Here is a 14830-nt window from a genome sequence, read left to right as displayed (position 1 = left end):
ACCACCTTGATGGAGAGGTAACCTTTGTGATGATTAATGATGGTCTTACGTTTTGGGGTTCGATTGCAGGTGGCATTTTCGTTGTCCTGCTGATCATCGGGCTGATTTTCTCGCGCCTGTATCGGCGTGCTTCTGCGGAACAATCTTTGGTGCGTACCGGCTTGGGTGGCCTCAAGGTGGTGCTGAGCGGCGGTGCCATCTCCCTGCCGGTGTTTCATGAGATTATTGCCATCAACATGAAGACCCTGAAGCTGGAAGTCAGCCGTGCCATGCACGACAGCCTGATCACCAAGGACAGAATGCGTGTGGATGTGGTGGTGGCATTTTTCGTTCGCGTGCAGCCAACCATTGAAGGGATCTCTACCGCAGCACAGACCTTGGGCCAGCGCACCCAGTCGCCAGAAGATCTGCGTCAGTTGGTCGAAGACAAGTTCGTTGACGCCCTGCGTTCCACCGCGGCGCAGATGACCATGCAAGACCTGCAAGATACGCGCGAAAACTTCGTGCAGGGTGTGCAGAGTACGGTGTCGGAAGATCTGGCGAAAAACGGCCTGGAGCTGGAAAGCGTGTCGCTGACCAACTTTAACCAGACGTCGAAAGAGTATTTCGATCCTAACAACGCCTTCGACGCCGAAGGTCTGACCAAGCTGACGCAGGAAACCGAACGTCGCCGTCGCGAACGTAACGAAGTAGAGCAAGACGTGGAAGTCGCTGTGCGCGAGAAAAACCGCGATGCGTTGTCACGCAAGCTGGAGATCGAGCAGCAAGAATCCTTTATGTCGCTAGAGCAGGAGCAGCAGGTAAAAACCCGCACCGCTGAGCAAAGCTCCCGTATTGCCACGTTTGAAGCGGAACGTCGCCGCGAGGCCGAACAGAGCCGTATTTCCGCCGAGCGGCAGATCCAGGAAGCGGAAATCGAGCGTGAGCAGGCGGTACGTACTCGTAAGGTAGAGGCAGACCGTGAAATCCGCGTCAAAGAGATCGAGCAGAGCAAGGTCACTGAAATGGCCGCCATCGAGCAGACCAAAGTGACGGAAATCGCCGAACAGGATAAGGCTATCGCCATTGCCGCCAAGTCTGAGCAGCAGTCTCAGGCACAGGCGCGCGCCAATGACGCCTTGACGGAAGCGGTGAAGGCTGAGCAAAACGTGGAAACCACGCGCCAGACAGCCGAAGCCGATCGTGCCAAGCAGGTTGCGCTGATCGAAGCCCGCCAGGGAGCGGAAACCGAGGCGATGCAGTTAACGCTGAAAGCCCGTGCGGAAAAAGAAGCCGCCGAGCTGCAAGCCGCCGCCATCATCGAACTGGCCGAAGCCGCACGCAAGAAAGGCCTGGCCGAGGCGGAAGCCCAGCGCGCGTTGAACGAAGCGGTCAACATGCTCTCCAACGATCAGACCAGCCTGAAGTTCAAACTGGCGCTGTTGCAGGCGCTGCCGGCGATTATTGAGAAGTCTGTTGAGCCAATGAAGGCCATCGAAGGCATCAAGATCATGCAGGTGGATGGATTAAACCGTTCTGGCGGTGCAGCAGGGGCTTCGACGGCGTCGGTCGGTGGAGGTAATCTGGCCGAGCAGGCGATGTCTGCCGCTCTGGCTTACCGTACGCATGCCCCGGTGATCGATTCCCTGTTACAGGAAATCGGTATCTCAGGCGGTTCGTTGCAGGCACTGACCGCAGCATTGCCGCAGGCGCAGCCTGTCGCACCGGTGTTACAGCAAGAGAGTGTGGAACAGAAAGTGCTGTCGTACGAACCGTCAAACGAGCCAACAATCACCACGGTAAGCTTGTCTTGAATGGGTAGCGATGCATGACCGGAGCGCTGTATGTTGCGCCCGGTAAGAAAAAAAGCGGCGGGATAATCCCGCCGCTTTTTGCTTTTCTGTAGAGGAAAACAGATTAGAAACGGTAGTTGAAGCCAGCACCGTACAGCCAGGCTTTACCTTCAGAGCGGAAGGTGTATGGCCCTTCGTTGATGGTGACCCTTTGTCCGTGCATGTACGAAATACCCACGTCAACAGAAGCATCTTTGTTGAAGGCATAGCTTGCCCCGGCGCTCACCCATGTACGGTCCTGATCCGGGATTGAGATGGAGCGGTTTTGTGCCGGAACCGGGCTATCATCAAAGGCGATACCACCACGGAAGGTCCAGTTATCGTCGTAGTAGTAAGTGGTACCCAGCGCGATGCGGTAAGCATCACGGAAGCCTTCATCCTTCTGGAACAGTACTTGGCCGTTGTTACCCGTAGCTTTCAACTCCTGGAACTGGCTCCAGCTGGTATAAGTCATGCTGTAGTGGATCGCCCACTGTGGGTCCACTTTGTTATAACCCGAGATTTCCCACATTTCTGGCAAGTTGAGATCCAGAGAACCCGGGATGGTGTTGCCGTTGGTGCCCCATGGCAAACCGGTAACGGGCTGCGCTGGGTTCAGGGCTGAAGGCAGCTGACTGCTGTAATCGCCATCAAACTTGATTTTTACTTTTGAACGATAAGTGAAACCGTAGCGGTTGTTATCATCCACTTCGTACAGAATACCGGCATTCCAACCGTAACCCCATTCGTTGCCATCCAGTTTGGAGATTTGTGTATCGGCTGGCAGTCCCAGACGTTTGCCACTTTCACCGGCATAACGCTCAAGTTTGGCATCCGCGTTGACCGCATTAAAGCCCAATCCAAAGCTGAAATGGCGGTTCAGACGGTAAGCGGTACTAAGGTTCAGGTTGATGGTGGTGAGATCGGTTTTCCCGGCATAAGGGCCCGCGGTGTAACTGTCATTGAATTCGGTCGCCAAGCCATAGTTGCTGGTGACGGATCCACCGACGGCCCACTGTTCGTTCAGCGGTTGGATATAGTGCAGGTCCGGCACCCAGGCGGTGGGCGCGATATTCTTTGCATCCAGGCTCTGGCCTGAAGGGGAAGTGCCTGAAATGTCTACATCAGGATCGATAAAGACCACACCTGTTGAGAAAGAGGGGCGGTCAAACATCATCATGGTTGCCGGGTTACGGCTCCCTGATGCGGCGGTATCCGCGATTGCGCCTTCACCAGAATAGGCTCGCCCTAAACCAACTGCCGAAAACTCGTTCAGCTGGAATCCTGCGGCATACACGTTTGAAGAAATAATTGCCACTGCAGCTGCGAGAGCTGATTTAGTGAATAGGTTTTTCTGGCTCATGACCAAAACCTCATTTTATGTGTTTATTATTTAAACAATGTTACACAAAGTAACATGGAGCGCGCGATTGTAGGGTCCGTTATCAATCTGACAAATCAGACCAGTGGCTGAATTATAGGTCCGACCTGTTAAGATGTTGCAAGTTTGTTTTTGAAATATTTCCAAATTGATATCAGAAAAGAGATCCACATAACAAAAATTGACCAGCGAGTAACAAAACTCTTATGTTTTTTTACCAACAGGGGATTTATTTATGTGATTTCCGTCACTTAAAATGCTTACAAAAAGTAAGGCTAGTGATTGGCAAGCCCGAGGCGTAAAATAAACACAGAATTTTGTTTATTTGCGCCAGATCATAAATGGCTATTTGGGCGAGCGTAATGGCGGCCCGTGAGGAGATTTCAATTATGTCAGATGCAATCAATAAGTGTAACGCTCAGGAAACTGCGGCCTGCTGCTGTGTCGATGTCGGAACCGTGATGGATAACACCGATTGCACCGCTTCCTACAGCCGAGTGTTTGCCAATCAACAGGATGCAGAGCAAACCCTGGCAGCACTGACTGAAAAGGCGCGCGGCGTAGAGTCCGATCCTTGTGACATCAGCAGTAGCATTAAACCGGTTGACGGCGGCGTGCAATTGGATGTGGATTTCACCTTCTCCTGCCAGGCTGAAACCATGATCTTCCAACTCGGCCTGCGTTAATCCCCGTCAGACCGTGTAAGGGCGCCTTATTTACTGCGCCCTTCGCCATCAGGGGCAAGCTACACGCCCCTGCTGGTATCAGCCCCGTTTTACCCCTCACCAAAAGTTGCTCCTGCTCTCAGTTTTCACTTCTGCTGGTTTGCCAAATGTAAACATTTGGTTAACAATGACCTCATCAGGTCAGACCTCTTTTCGTCCGTTGTATTGACGGCCTCTCTTCAGGAGTGTTTATGAGTAAGGCATTGCCGCTGGTTACCCGTCTCGGCGACCGTATCGCCATTGTTCAAGGGCTGCGTACCCCTTTCGCCAAGCAGGCGACCGCTTATCACGGCATCCCTGCGGTCGATCTTGGCAAGTTTGCGGTCAGCGAGCTGCTGGCGCGTAGTGGCATCGATCCTGCCTTGATCGAGCAACTGGTGTTCGGCCAGGTGGTGCAAATGCCGGAGGCGCCCAATATTGCCCGGGAAATCGTGCTTGGTACCGGCATGAGCGTGCATACCGATGCCTACAGCGTTTCGCGTGCCTGTGCCACCAGCTTCCAGGCGATTGCCAACGTGGCGGAAAGCATCATGGCTGGCAGCATCAGCGTCGGTATTGCCGGAGGCGCTGACTCGTCTTCCGTGTTGCCGATCGGCGTCAGCAAGGCGCTGGCTCGTACGCTGGTGGACGTCAATAAGGCTCGCACGTTGTCACAACGCCTGAAATTATTCAGCAAGCTCAAGTTCCGCGATCTGATGCCAGTGCCGCCTGCCGTGGCGGAATACTCGACCGGCCTGCGTATGGGAGATACCGCCGAGCAAATGGCGAAAACCCATGGCATTACGCGCGAGCAGCAGGATGCCCTGGCGCATCGCTCCCATCAGTTGGCCGCCAAGGCCTGGGAGCAGGGGCTGTTGCGCGATGAAGTGATGACCGCCTATGTGCCGCCGTATAAAACGCCGCTGGCCGAGGATAACAACGTCCGCAAAGATTCCAGCCTGGAGTCTTACGCTCGCTTGAAACCGGCATTCGATCGCCGCCACGGCACCGTTACGGCCGCCAACAGCACGCCGTTGACCGATGGTGCTGCTGCGGTGCTGATGATGAGCGAGTCCCGTGCGAAAGAACTGGGTCTGGAGCCGCTGGGTTACCTGCGTAGCTTTGCCTTTGCCGCCATTGACGTCTGGGAAGATATGTTGCTCGGCCCTTCCTATGCCACGCCGTTGGCGCTGGAACGTGCTGGTATCACCCTGGCCGATTTGGCCCTGATCGATATGCATGAGGCCTTTGCCGCACAAACGCTGGCCAACCTGAAAATGTTTGCCAGCACCGAGTTTGCCCAACAGAAGCTGGGGCGTGAGCAGGCGATCGGCGAGGTCGATATGGAAAAATTCAACGTGTTGGGTGGCTCTATCGCCTATGGTCATCCGTTCGCCGCGACCGGCGCGCGCATGATCACTCAGACGCTGCACGAGCTTAAACGGCGTGGTGGTGGGTTGGGGCTGGCTACTGCCTGTGCGGCGGGTGGCTTAGGGGCGGCGATGATCGTGGAGGTAGACCAATGAGTTTCGAGAACGCATTGCACGAACAGCGTGCCAGGCCTTCGGCCTTTCATCTGACCTTACGTCCGGACAATATTGGCGTGATCACCATTGATGTGCCGGGCGAAAAGGTGAATACGCTGAAGGCGGAGTTTGTCGAGCAGATCAACGACGTGCTGCTCAAGGCACAACAACTCGCCACTCTGGAAGGCTTGGTGATCTTGTCCGGTAAGCCGGACTCGTTTATTGCCGGTGCAGATATCACCATGATCGCCGCGTGTCATACGGCGCAAGAGGCACAGACGCTGGCGAAGAAAGGGCAGAGCACTTTGGCACAGATTGCCGCGTTTCCGGTGCCGGTGGTGGCTGCCATCCACGGCGCTTGCCTTGGCGGCGGGCTGGAGTTGGCTTTGGCCTGTCATAGCCGAGTCTGTTCGCTGGATGATAAGACGGCGCTCGGCCTGCCGGAGGTACAGCTAGGCTTGTTGCCTGGCTCTGGCGGTACCCAGCGTTTACCCCGCCTGATTGGGGCCAGCAAAGCGCTGGATATGATGCTGACGGGCAGGCACATTCGTGCTCGCCAGGCGCTCCGTATGGGCCTGGTGGATGAGGCCGTGCCGCAATCCATTCTGCTGCAAACCGCTATTGAGCGGGTAAAACAGGGCTGGAAGTCGCGCCGTGCGTTACCGTGGCAGGAACGCCTGCTCAATGGTCCGTTGGGCCGAAGCCTGCTGTTCAGCATCGTACGCAAGAAGACCCTGGAGAAAACCCACGGCAACTACCCGGCAGCGGAACGCATTATTCAGGTGGTGCGCACCGGTCTGGATCAGGGCAGTGCCAGCGGCTATGAAGCGGAGGCTCGTGCCTTCGGTGAGCTGGCTATGTCATCTCAGTCTGCCGCTTTACGCAGCCTGTTCTTTGCCTCCACGGCGCTGAAAAAAGAGCGTGGTGGGGATGCTCAGCCCCATGACATTCAGCGTGTTGGTGTGCTTGGTGGTGGTTTGATGGGCGGCGGTATCGCCTGCGTCACCGCGACACGTGGCGGGCTGCCGGTGCGTATCAAAGACGTGAACGATCAAGGGATCAACCACGCGTTGAAGTACACCTGGGATCTGCTGGGCAAGCGGGTACGCAGCAAACGCATGCGCCCGGCAGAACGGCAGAAACAGATGATGTTGATTTCCGGCAGCACCGATTACAGCGGTTTTGAGCGGGTCGACATCGTGGTGGAAGCGGTATTTGAAGATATCGCCCTCAAGCAGCAAATGGTGGCCGATATTGAACAATATGCTGCGCCGCATACCGTATTTGCTTCCAATACCTCATCATTGCCGATCGGCCAGATCGCAGCGCAAGCGGCCAGGCCGCAGCAGGTTATTGGTCTGCACTACTTCAGTCCGGTGGACAAAATGCCGCTGGTCGAGGTGATCCCGCATGCCACCACCAGCGAACAAACCATCGCTACCACCGTGGCGTTGGCCCATAAACAGGGGAAAACGGCGATCGTGGTCGCCGATCGTGCTGGCTTTTACGTCAACCGCATTCTCGCTCCTTATATTAATGAGGCGGCGCGCTGCCTGCTGGCAGGCGAGCCGATCGAATCGGTGGACAAAGCCCTGGTCGATTTCGGTTTCCCGGTGGGGCCCATCATGCTGCTGGATGAAGTGGGTATCGACGTCGGCACCAAGATTATCCCGATCCTGACGGCAGAGCTGGGTCCACGTTTCGCCGCTCCGGCGGCGTTCGACGCGGTGCTGAAAGATGGCCGCAAAGGGCGTAAGAATGGACGTGGTTTCTATCTGTATCCGGCCGAGGGCAGCAAAACACGCCAGAAACGCAAGAGCGCGGACAGCAGCATTTATCCGCTATTGGGGATCACCGCCAAGGCGCATATTCAACATCCGGTGATCGCCCAACGCTGTGTAACGATGATGCTCAACGAGGCGGCGCGCTGCCTGGATGAAGGCGTGATCCGCAGCGCACGCGATGGCGATATCGGCGCGGTATTTGGCATTGGTTTCCCGCCGTTCCTTGGTGGCCCGTTCCGCTATATGGACGAGCTGGGCGCGGAGAAGGTGGTGAAAACCCTGCGCTATCTGCAACAGCAATATGGTGACTATTTTGCTCCTTGCGAACGCTTGCAGCGCATGGCCGAACAAGGCGAACGCTTCTATCCGCAAGGCAGTTAACCAGCATGACGGCCCGGTTTGCGCTACAGTTTGATCAGGGCCGCACTGTGATCGCTATCACTCCTTGCAATTAGGGCAATCCCGGAGGCTGTACAGGGAGATTGGGGAGGGGTAACGTAGCGTTTTGGCAAGTGACAACTCAACGCTACCAAAAATTTCATAGCAACCAGGTCAAATTTTAACCCGTTGAATTGGTTGTTATGTCAGCGATGAATGGGGGTAAGGGCGTAAACGTGGTAAAAAAACAGCGTTTTCTTTACGCCAACTTTCAGGCAAAATGCCCGGCCGCCATAGAGAGACGGCGCGTTATCGTTTGAAGCTGGCCTGTGCTCTTGAGTACAACTCGGCGATACAGCACGCTCGGCGTTTCTGTATAGCGTTATTTTGTCAACAACAGCGGTGCAATATGCAAGTTTTGATTATGCGTCACGGAGAGGCGGCACTCGATGCAGCCAGCGATTCGGTAAGACCTCTTACTGTTTGTGGCCGTGATGAGTCACGTCAGATGGCGGCCTGGTTGAACACCAAGTCTGTGGATATTGAACGAGTGCTGGTCAGCCCCTATTTGCGGGCCGAGCAGACGCTGGCAACGGTACGCGAAGCGTTAACGCTACCTGAAGGCGAAGAAGTACTGCCGGAGTTGACTCCGGGGGGCGATGCCGGGCTGGTGAGCTGCTATCTGCAGGCGCTGGCGAAAGAAGGTGTCGGTGCGGTGTTGGTGGTTTCCCATCTACCGCTGGTAGGTTATCTGGTGGCTGAACTGTGCCCTGGGGAATGCCCGCCCATGTTTGCTACCTCGGCCATTGCTAATGTCGATCTGGCCGAAGATGGCAGTAACGGCAAGTTTGAATGGCAGGTCAGCCCGTCACAGGTGATGGCCAAGGTCTGAAAAAACCTTGCTACAGCAAAAGGGCGATGTTGATCATCGCCCTTTGTCATTTCTACTCCGGCAACTCCACCAACAGCAAAACCGCCGCGCTGCCACCCCATTCTTTAGGGGCCTGGTGAAACGCCAGCACGTCTGGGTGTTGAGCCAACCACAACGGCGTTTGCTGCTTGAGGATGTGTTTACCGTGGCCGTGCATCACGCAGGCACAATGCACGTGTTCACGCTTGCAGGCGGCGATCATCGCCCCTAATTCCTGCTTGGCCTGCATCTGTGTCAAACCGTGCAAATCCAGGAACAGATCCGGCACATAATCCCCGCGTCGCAGCTTCTTCAACTCGTAATGGCTATAGCCAGGGCGCACATAGCGCGTCGGGCCTTCATCATCCAGCTGTGGCTGAAACTCATCGGAAAAGTAAAAGCTGGCATCCACCTGCTCTTGCAACAGACGCTGTGGCGCAATCTGCCTGGTTTTCATTTTAGGTTTTGGGTGGACGATGGTGTCCTGCGGCAGCTTCTTTGCACCGGCTACCGACTCTCTAAAGAGCAACAGTTCATCTTTGCTCAGAGGGTGCTTATTCTTCATTATTCTCTCATCGCCTGTCATTTATCGCGCTAGTTTACCTGCTCGAAGGCGTCTGTCGACGCAAAACTGGTACTGAATGGCATCGAGAATGGTATAGCTGCTGATTTGTCGCAGGCTTCATGGCAAACTACAGGGCTAAATCATGAATCATCGTGCCTGCCGGAGGGCAAATTGGACAAAATTTTCGTCGAAGAAGCAGTGAATGAGCTGCACACCATTCAGGATATGCTGCGCTGGGCCGTAAGCCGTTTTAACGCCGCCGATATCTACTATGGCCACGGAACCGATAATCCGTGGGACGAAGCCGTGCAATTGGTTTTGCCCAGCCTGTTCCTGCCGTTGGATATTCCTGAAGATATGCGCACCGCGCGTTTGACCTCCAGCGAGCGTCACCGCATCGTTGAGCGAGTGATCCGCCGTGTCAACGAGCGCATCCCGGTCGCCTACCTGACCAATAAAGCCTGGTTCTGCGATATGGAATTCTATGTCGATGAGCGCGTGCTGGTGCCGCGTTCACCGATTGGTGAGCTGATCAACGATCGCTTCAGCGCGCTGATCCCACACCCGCCACGCCATATCCTGGATATGTGTACCGGCAGCGGCTGTATCGCTATCGCCTGCGGCTACGCTTTCCCGGAAGCAGAAGTGGACGCGGTAGATATCTCTACCGACGTGCTGGCCGTCACCGAGCGCAATATCCAGGCGCACGGCGTGGAACATCAGGTGATCCCGATCCGCTCCGATCTGTTCCGCGATGTGCCGGCGATCCAATACGATCTGATCGTCACCAACCCGCCTTATGTTGATGCGGAAGATATGTCCGACCTGCCGCAAGAGTTCCGCTTCGAGCCGGAGCTGGGCCTGGCAGCAGGCAGCGACGGCCTCAAGCTGGTGCGCCGCATTCTGGCCTGTGCGCCAGACTTCCTGAGCGATGACGGCGTGCTGATTTGTGAAGTGGGCAACAGCATGGTACATCTGATGGAACAATATCCGGATATTCCGTTCACCTGGCTGGAGTTTGATAACGGCGGGGACGGCGTATTCATGCTGACCAAACAGCAGCTGATTGATTGCAAAGATCACTTCAGCCTCTATCGCAGCTAACCAACAAGCTGGGCCCGCCTTGGCGGGCCTGTATGCCCCGTTTGCACGCCGAACGGGATGACAACCAACGGTAAGGAGCCGTGATGGCAGGGAACAGTATTGGGCAGTTTTTCCGCGTCACCACATTTGGTGAATCTCACGGTGTGGCGCTGGGATGTATCGTAGACGGTGTGCCGCCGGGCATTCCGCTGACAGAAGCCGATTTGCAGCACGATCTCGATCGTCGCCGCCCCGGCACTTCGCGCTATACCACTCAGCGCCGTGAGCCGGATCAGGTGCGGATCCTTTCTGGGGTGTTTGAAGGTGTGACTACCGGCACCAGCATCGGCCTGATGATCGAAAACACCGATCAGCGTTCGCAAGATTACGGCGCGATCAAGGATGTGTTCCGCCCAGGTCATGCCGATTACACCTACGAACAGAAATACGGCGTGCGTGATTATCGTGGTGGTGGCCGTTCTTCGGCGCGTGAAACCGCGATGCGTGTTGCCGCCGGTGCTATTGCCAAAAAATATCTGGCCCAGAAGTTTGGCGTACAGGTGCGCGGCTATCTGGCACAGATCGGTGATGTGAACTGCGAGCTGAAAGATTGGGATCAGGTGGAACAGAACCCGTTCTTCTGCCCGGATCCGGACAAGCTGGAAGCGCTGGACGAACTGATGCGCGCGCTGAAGAAAGAGGGCGACTCCATTGGTGCCAAAGTGACCGTAGTGGCGGAAAACGTCCCGGTAGGCTTGGGTGAACCGGTATTTGACCGTCTGGATGCCGATCTGGCCCATGCGCTGATGAGCATCAATGCGGTCAAAGGCGTGGAAATCGGCGACGGCTTTGCCGTGGTGACCAAGCGTGGCAGTGAAAACCGCGATGAAATTACCCCTGAGGGCTTCCAGAGCAACCACGCTGGCGGCATTCTTGGTGGCATCAGCAGCGGTCAGCCGGTGATTGCGCATCTGGCGCTGAAGCCGACTTCCAGCATCATGGTGCCGGGCCGCACGATCAACCGTCAGGGTGAAGCGGTGGAAATGGTCACCCGTGGCCGTCACGATCCGTGCGTCGGGATCCGCGCGGTACCGATCGCCGAAGCGATGATGGCGATCGTGCTGATGGATCATCTGCTGCGCCAGCGTGCGCAAAACGGTGATGTGATTTCCGATGTGCCACGCTGGTAAGGGAATAGCGATGAAAAAATGGATGTTCGGCGTGGTGGCGTTGATCGCTTCCAGCTCCGCCTTGGCGCTCACGCCGTGGCAAAAGATCGACCACCCGGTTAGCGGAACTGCGCAAGCTGTCGGCGGTTTCGCCAACGGTTGTATCATTGGAGCGCACCCGTTGCCGCTTAACTCACCGGACTATCAGGTGATGCGCACCGACCAACGGCGCTACTTTGGTCATCCCGATTTGCTGGCGTTTATTCAACGTTTGAGCAGTCAGGCCAACCAGAAAGCGCTGGGCACGGTGTTGATCGGCGATATGGCGATGCCAGCCGGTGGACGCTTCAGCAGCGGCCATGCCAGCCATCAATCCGGCCTGGACGTGGACATCTGGTTGCAGCTGCCGCGTCAACGTTGGAGCGCGCAGCAACTCCTGAAGCCGCAGCCGATCGATCTGGTGTCTGGCGACGGTAAACAGGTGGTGGATCGCCAGTGGCAACCGCAGATCGAATCCTTGATCAAGATGGCGGCGCAGGACAGCGAAGTAACGCGGATCTTTGTTAACCCGGCGATCAAACAGCGTCTATGTCAGGACGCGGGTGCCGATCGCGGCTGGTTGCATAAGGTTCGCCCCTGGTTCGGCCATCGTGCGCACATGCACGTACGCTTGCGTTGCCCGGCGGGCAGTCTGGAGTGTCTGGATCAGGACGCACCGCCGGTAGGTGACGGTTGTGGTGCCGAGTTGGCCAGCTGGTTCAAACCGCATCAGCCGAACGCCAACCCGGTGAAGAAGGAGCCGCCTCCGCTGCCGCCAACCTGCCAGGCGCTGCTGGATAGCCACTTCGCCAACCGCTGAGGATCCTGACTTGATGGGCGCAGCATACGGTGCCCCGCTTGAACATCCATTCAGCAATATTGCCGTGTGATCAACGCCTCTTAATGAGGCGTTATTGTTTTAATCCACCCATAATTAAGCATCTCTACAGTTATGCATAAAACGCATAGCGAATGACATTCTTGCATTTTTCCCGCTAATCACCCCCGTGCTATGGTCAAAAAACTTGCTGGCAGAGCAGGTGATGTTACTTCGAATAATAACTACGCCTGGGCAGAAAGCTATTTTCTGCACCATGATAAAAACTTTTTAAGACGGGATAATAACTATGGCGCAGCAGGATACTGCATTAGCGGAAACGGTGGGTGAACCCAAGGTCACCTGGACGGGCTATCTCTCCTTTTTTCTGACGATATTGTTTTTCTCTGGCATATTTGCCGGCAGCGAAGGTTGGTGGCGGGTATTTGATTTTACCGTATTAAACGGTTCTTTTGGCCATGGGAATAGCGTTGCCGGTCAGGCTAACCTGACGTTTCGGGGTACCGGCGGTACCGGGGCCAAAGATGGCTTTCTGTTTGCTCTGGAACTGACGCCCTCGGTGATCCTGTCATTGGGGATCATCGCGATAACCGACGGCCTGGGCGGCCTGCGAGCGGCACAACAGTTGATGACGCCGATCCTGCGCCCCCTGCTGGGCATCCCTGGTATCTGCTCGCTGGCGCTGATCGCCAACCTGCAAAATACCGATGCAGCGGCAGGGATGACCAAAGAACTGGGCCAGGAAGGGAAAATAACCGAAGGGGAAAAGGTAGTGTTCGCCGCTTATCAAACCAGCGGTAGCGCTATTATTACCAACTATTTTTCCTCCGGAGTGGCGGTATTCGCTTTTCTCGGAACTTCGGTGATCTTACCTTTGGTGGTGATTCTGTTATTCAAGTTTGTCGGAGCGAATTTCCTGCGGGTATTTATTTCCGTTTCTGAACGCCGCGCTGTTAATAAGGAGCATTAATCATGGCAACTCAAGTCAGAAAAAATGTCATGGATCTGTTTATTGACGGTGCGCGGCGCGGATTCACCATTGCCACTACCAACCTGTTGCCTAACGTGGTGATGGCGTTTGTGATTATTCAGGCGCTCAAGATCACCGGTCTGTTGGATCTGGTGGGTCGGGTTTGTGAACCGGTGATGGCCGTCTGGGGTTTGCCTGGTGTTGCCGCCACGGTGCTGTTGGCTTCGTTGATGAGCATGGGGGGCGCGGTTGGGGTAGCAGCCAGCCTGGCGACGGCGGGAACGCTAAGTGGCCATGATGTTACCGTCCTGTTGCCCGCTATCTATCTGATGGGGAACCCGGTACAAAACGTCGGTCGTTGCCTGGGTACGGCGGAAGTGAATGCCAAATATTATCCCCATATCATTGGGGTCTGCATCCTGAACGCATTGCTGTCGATCTGGGTGATGCAATTGTTGGTTAGCTAAGGATTTGACGATGAATTTTTCAGCAGCGGAATTTAAGCTTTTGCGCGGAGCGCACCTTTATGCCCCGGCAGATCTGGGCGTTCAGGATGTATTGATTGCCAGAGGGAAGATCATTGCCATCGCGCCTGATATCGCCAGCGATGTTGTGCCGGATTGTGAAGTGATCGAGCTACATGGCCAACTGCTTTGCCCGGGTCTGATCGATCAGCATATACACCTGATTGGCGGCGGTGGCGAAGCCGGGCCAACAACGCGGACGCCAGAGGTCGCTCTTTCACGTCTGGTGGAAGCCGGCATTACTACCGCGATTGGGCTGCTAGGCACCGACGCGGTAACCCGGCACCCGGAAAGCCTGCTGGCCAAGACCCGGGCCTTGAACGAAGAAGGGATCACCGCCTATATGCTGACCGGTGCCTATCGGCTGCCTTCACCCACTATTACCGGCAGCGTTGAACGTGACGTTGCCTTGATCGACCGGGTGATCGGAGTGAAATGTGCCGTATCAGATCACCGTTCATCGGCCCCCGATGAACATACTCTGGCCAATATGGCGGCGCAGGCCCGCGTGGGTGGGCTACTGGGCGGCAAAGCGGGCATCAGCGTGTTCCATATGGGCAGCAGTAATAAGCTGCTGGAACCGCTGTACCGGATCCTGGAAAACGGCGACGTGCCGATTGGCAAACTGTTGCCCACTCACGTTAACCGCAGCGAAGCGTTATTTGAGGCGGCATTGGCTTTTGCGCGTCAGGGCGGCCATATCGATATCACCAGCGGCATTACGCAACCTATTGCCCCCGCTCAGGCCATCGATATGGCCCGCAAGGCAGGGGTACCAATGTCGCAGTTGACGGTCAGTTCAGACGGTAACGGTAGCCAGCCAGTGTTTGATGCTAAAGGTAATCTGAGCGGCATTGGCGTCGCCGGATTTGCCAGCCTGTTGGCAACCCTGGTAGCGCTGGTACAGCATTATGACTATTCGCTGGCGGCGGCATTGGAGCCATTTACCTGCAGCGTGGCGGCTTTCCTCGGCCTGTCGGATAAAGGGGAAATTGCCGTTGGCAGAGATGCCGATTTTATCGTGTTGACCCCTGAATTGACCCTCGAACGCGTTTATGCCGGTGGGCGTTGTATGGTGGTTGGCGGCAAAGCCTGTGTGAAGGGGACCTTCGAATAGCTTTCCTGGTTGGGAGATAGCGGATCGTTGT

Annotated in this window: 13 protein-coding genes; 11 read left to right on the top strand and 2 right to left on the bottom strand. The window is 55.9% G+C overall.

Annotated elements, in window-relative coordinates; genetic code table 11:
* Positions 1-29 precede the first annotated feature (29 nt).
* Positions 30-1793 (top strand): flotillin family protein, encoded by a 1764-nt coding sequence (locus ACRDCA_RS26280; protein ID WP_438692504.1) that lies wholly within the window; start codon positions 30-32, stop codon positions 1791-1793.
* Between the two features lie 103 nt (positions 1794-1896).
* Here the strand turns inward: ACRDCA_RS26280 and fadL are convergent, their stop codons facing one another.
* Positions 1897-3174 carry a long-chain fatty acid transporter FadL gene (gene fadL / locus ACRDCA_RS26275; RefSeq protein WP_438692140.1) on the bottom strand — a complete coding sequence of 426 codons (1278 nt, stop codon included), beginning with the start codon at positions 3172-3174 and terminating at the stop codon, positions 1897-1899.
* 407 nt (positions 3175-3581) lie between these two features.
* Between fadL and ACRDCA_RS26270 the strand changes: the two genes are divergently transcribed.
* The 4 genes from ACRDCA_RS26270 to sixA all read left to right on the top strand — a co-directional run bounded on the left by ACRDCA_RS26270 (position 3582) and on the right by sixA (position 8476).
* On the top strand, positions 3582-3878 hold the full coding sequence (locus ACRDCA_RS26270; RefSeq protein ID WP_021806065.1) for a YfcZ/YiiS family protein: 297 nt from the start codon (positions 3582-3584) through the stop codon (positions 3876-3878).
* A 230-nt stretch (positions 3879-4108) separates the two neighbouring features.
* A complete protein-coding gene (gene fadI, locus ACRDCA_RS26265; protein ID WP_438692139.1) occupies positions 4109-5422 on the top strand; it encodes an acetyl-CoA C-acyltransferase FadI in 1314 nt (437 codons plus the stop codon).
* Positions 5419-7587: a fatty acid oxidation complex subunit alpha FadJ gene (gene fadJ, locus ACRDCA_RS26260; RefSeq protein WP_438692138.1), complete on the top strand. Its 2169-nt coding sequence runs from the start codon at positions 5419-5421 to the stop codon at positions 7585-7587. The genes fadI and fadJ overlap by 4 nt, the downstream gene beginning before the upstream one ends.
* Before the next feature lie 406 nt (positions 7588-7993).
* Positions 7994-8476, top strand: coding sequence for a phosphohistidine phosphatase SixA (gene sixA, locus ACRDCA_RS26255; RefSeq protein WP_438692137.1), 483 nt, complete (start codon positions 7994-7996; stop codon positions 8474-8476).
* A gap of 52 nt (positions 8477-8528) precedes the next feature.
* On the opposite strand, the gene smrB is transcribed toward sixA, so the two are convergent.
* Positions 8529-9059, bottom strand: coding sequence for an endonuclease SmrB (gene smrB / locus ACRDCA_RS26250; RefSeq protein ID WP_438692136.1), 531 nt, complete (start codon positions 9057-9059; stop codon positions 8529-8531).
* A 171-nt stretch (positions 9060-9230) separates the two neighbouring features.
* Between smrB and prmB the strand changes: the two genes are divergently transcribed.
* The 6 genes from prmB (at position 9231) to iadA (ending at position 14799) form a co-directional block, all read left to right on the top strand.
* Positions 9231-10163 (top strand): 50S ribosomal protein L3 N(5)-glutamine methyltransferase, encoded by a 933-nt coding sequence (gene prmB, locus ACRDCA_RS26245; protein ID WP_025120735.1) that lies wholly within the window; start codon positions 9231-9233, stop codon positions 10161-10163.
* A gap of 83 nt (positions 10164-10246) precedes the next feature.
* A complete protein-coding gene (aroC, locus tag ACRDCA_RS26240; RefSeq protein WP_438692135.1) occupies positions 10247-11332 on the top strand; it encodes a chorismate synthase in 1086 nt (361 codons plus the stop codon).
* 10 nt (positions 11333-11342) lie between these two features.
* The gene (gene mepA / locus ACRDCA_RS26235) at positions 11343-12170 is read left to right on the top strand and encodes a penicillin-insensitive murein endopeptidase (RefSeq protein WP_438692134.1); all 828 of its coding nucleotides are present in this window, start codon (positions 11343-11345) and stop codon (positions 12168-12170) included.
* A 307-nt stretch (positions 12171-12477) separates the two neighbouring features.
* Positions 12478-13158: a nucleoside recognition domain-containing protein gene (locus ACRDCA_RS26230; RefSeq protein WP_438692133.1), complete on the top strand. Its 681-nt coding sequence runs from the start codon at positions 12478-12480 to the stop codon at positions 13156-13158.
* Positions 13159-13160: 2 nt separating this feature from the next.
* Positions 13161-13625: a YjiG family protein gene (locus ACRDCA_RS26225; protein ID WP_438692132.1), complete on the top strand. Its 465-nt coding sequence runs from the start codon at positions 13161-13163 to the stop codon at positions 13623-13625.
* A 10-nt stretch (positions 13626-13635) separates the two neighbouring features.
* A complete protein-coding gene (iadA, locus tag ACRDCA_RS26220; protein ID WP_438692131.1) occupies positions 13636-14799 on the top strand; it encodes a beta-aspartyl-peptidase in 1164 nt (387 codons plus the stop codon).
* Positions 14800-14830: the final 31 nt, after the last annotated feature.

Origin of the sequence: Serratia sp. (in: enterobacteria) (assembly GCF_051654945.1) — a bacterium.
GTDB lineage: Bacteria > Pseudomonadota > Gammaproteobacteria > Enterobacterales > Enterobacteriaceae > Chania.
The sequence above is the reverse complement of the archived record's forward strand: the minus strand, read 5'-3'. Positions and strand labels throughout refer to the sequence as shown.

Excerpts from the sequence above, each read along its gene's own strand:
- fadI (WP_438692139.1), top strand. The coding sequence starts at position 4,109 with ATGAGTAAGGCATTGCCGCTGGTTACCCGTCTCGGCGACCGTATCGCC.
- fadJ (WP_438692138.1), top strand. The coding sequence starts at position 5,419 with ATGAGTTTCGAGAACGCATTGCACGAACAGCGTGCCAGGCCTTCGGCC.
- ACRDCA_RS26270 (WP_021806065.1), top strand. The coding sequence starts at position 3,582 with ATGTCAGATGCAATCAATAAGTGTAACGCTCAGGAAACTGCGGCCTGC.
- sixA (WP_438692137.1), top strand. The coding sequence starts at position 7,994 with ATGCAAGTTTTGATTATGCGTCACGGAGAGGCGGCACTCGATGCAGCC.
- ACRDCA_RS26225 (WP_438692132.1), top strand. The coding sequence starts at position 13,161 with ATGGCAACTCAAGTCAGAAAAAATGTCATGGATCTGTTTATTGACGGT.
- ACRDCA_RS26230 (WP_438692133.1), top strand. The coding sequence starts at position 12,478 with ATGGCGCAGCAGGATACTGCATTAGCGGAAACGGTGGGTGAACCCAAG.
- ACRDCA_RS26280 (WP_438692504.1), top strand. The coding sequence starts at position 30 with ATGATTAATGATGGTCTTACGTTTTGGGGTTCGATTGCAGGTGGCATT.
- iadA (WP_438692131.1), top strand. The coding sequence starts at position 13,636 with ATGAATTTTTCAGCAGCGGAATTTAAGCTTTTGCGCGGAGCGCACCTT.
- mepA (WP_438692134.1), top strand. The coding sequence starts at position 11,343 with ATGAAAAAATGGATGTTCGGCGTGGTGGCGTTGATCGCTTCCAGCTCC.
- smrB (WP_438692136.1), bottom strand. The coding sequence starts at position 9,059 with ATGAAGAATAAGCACCCTCTGAGCAAAGATGAACTGTTGCTCTTTAGA.
- fadL (WP_438692140.1), bottom strand. The coding sequence starts at position 3,174 with ATGAGCCAGAAAAACCTATTCACTAAATCAGCTCTCGCAGCTGCAGTG.
- aroC (WP_438692135.1), top strand. The coding sequence starts at position 10,247 with ATGGCAGGGAACAGTATTGGGCAGTTTTTCCGCGTCACCACATTTGGT.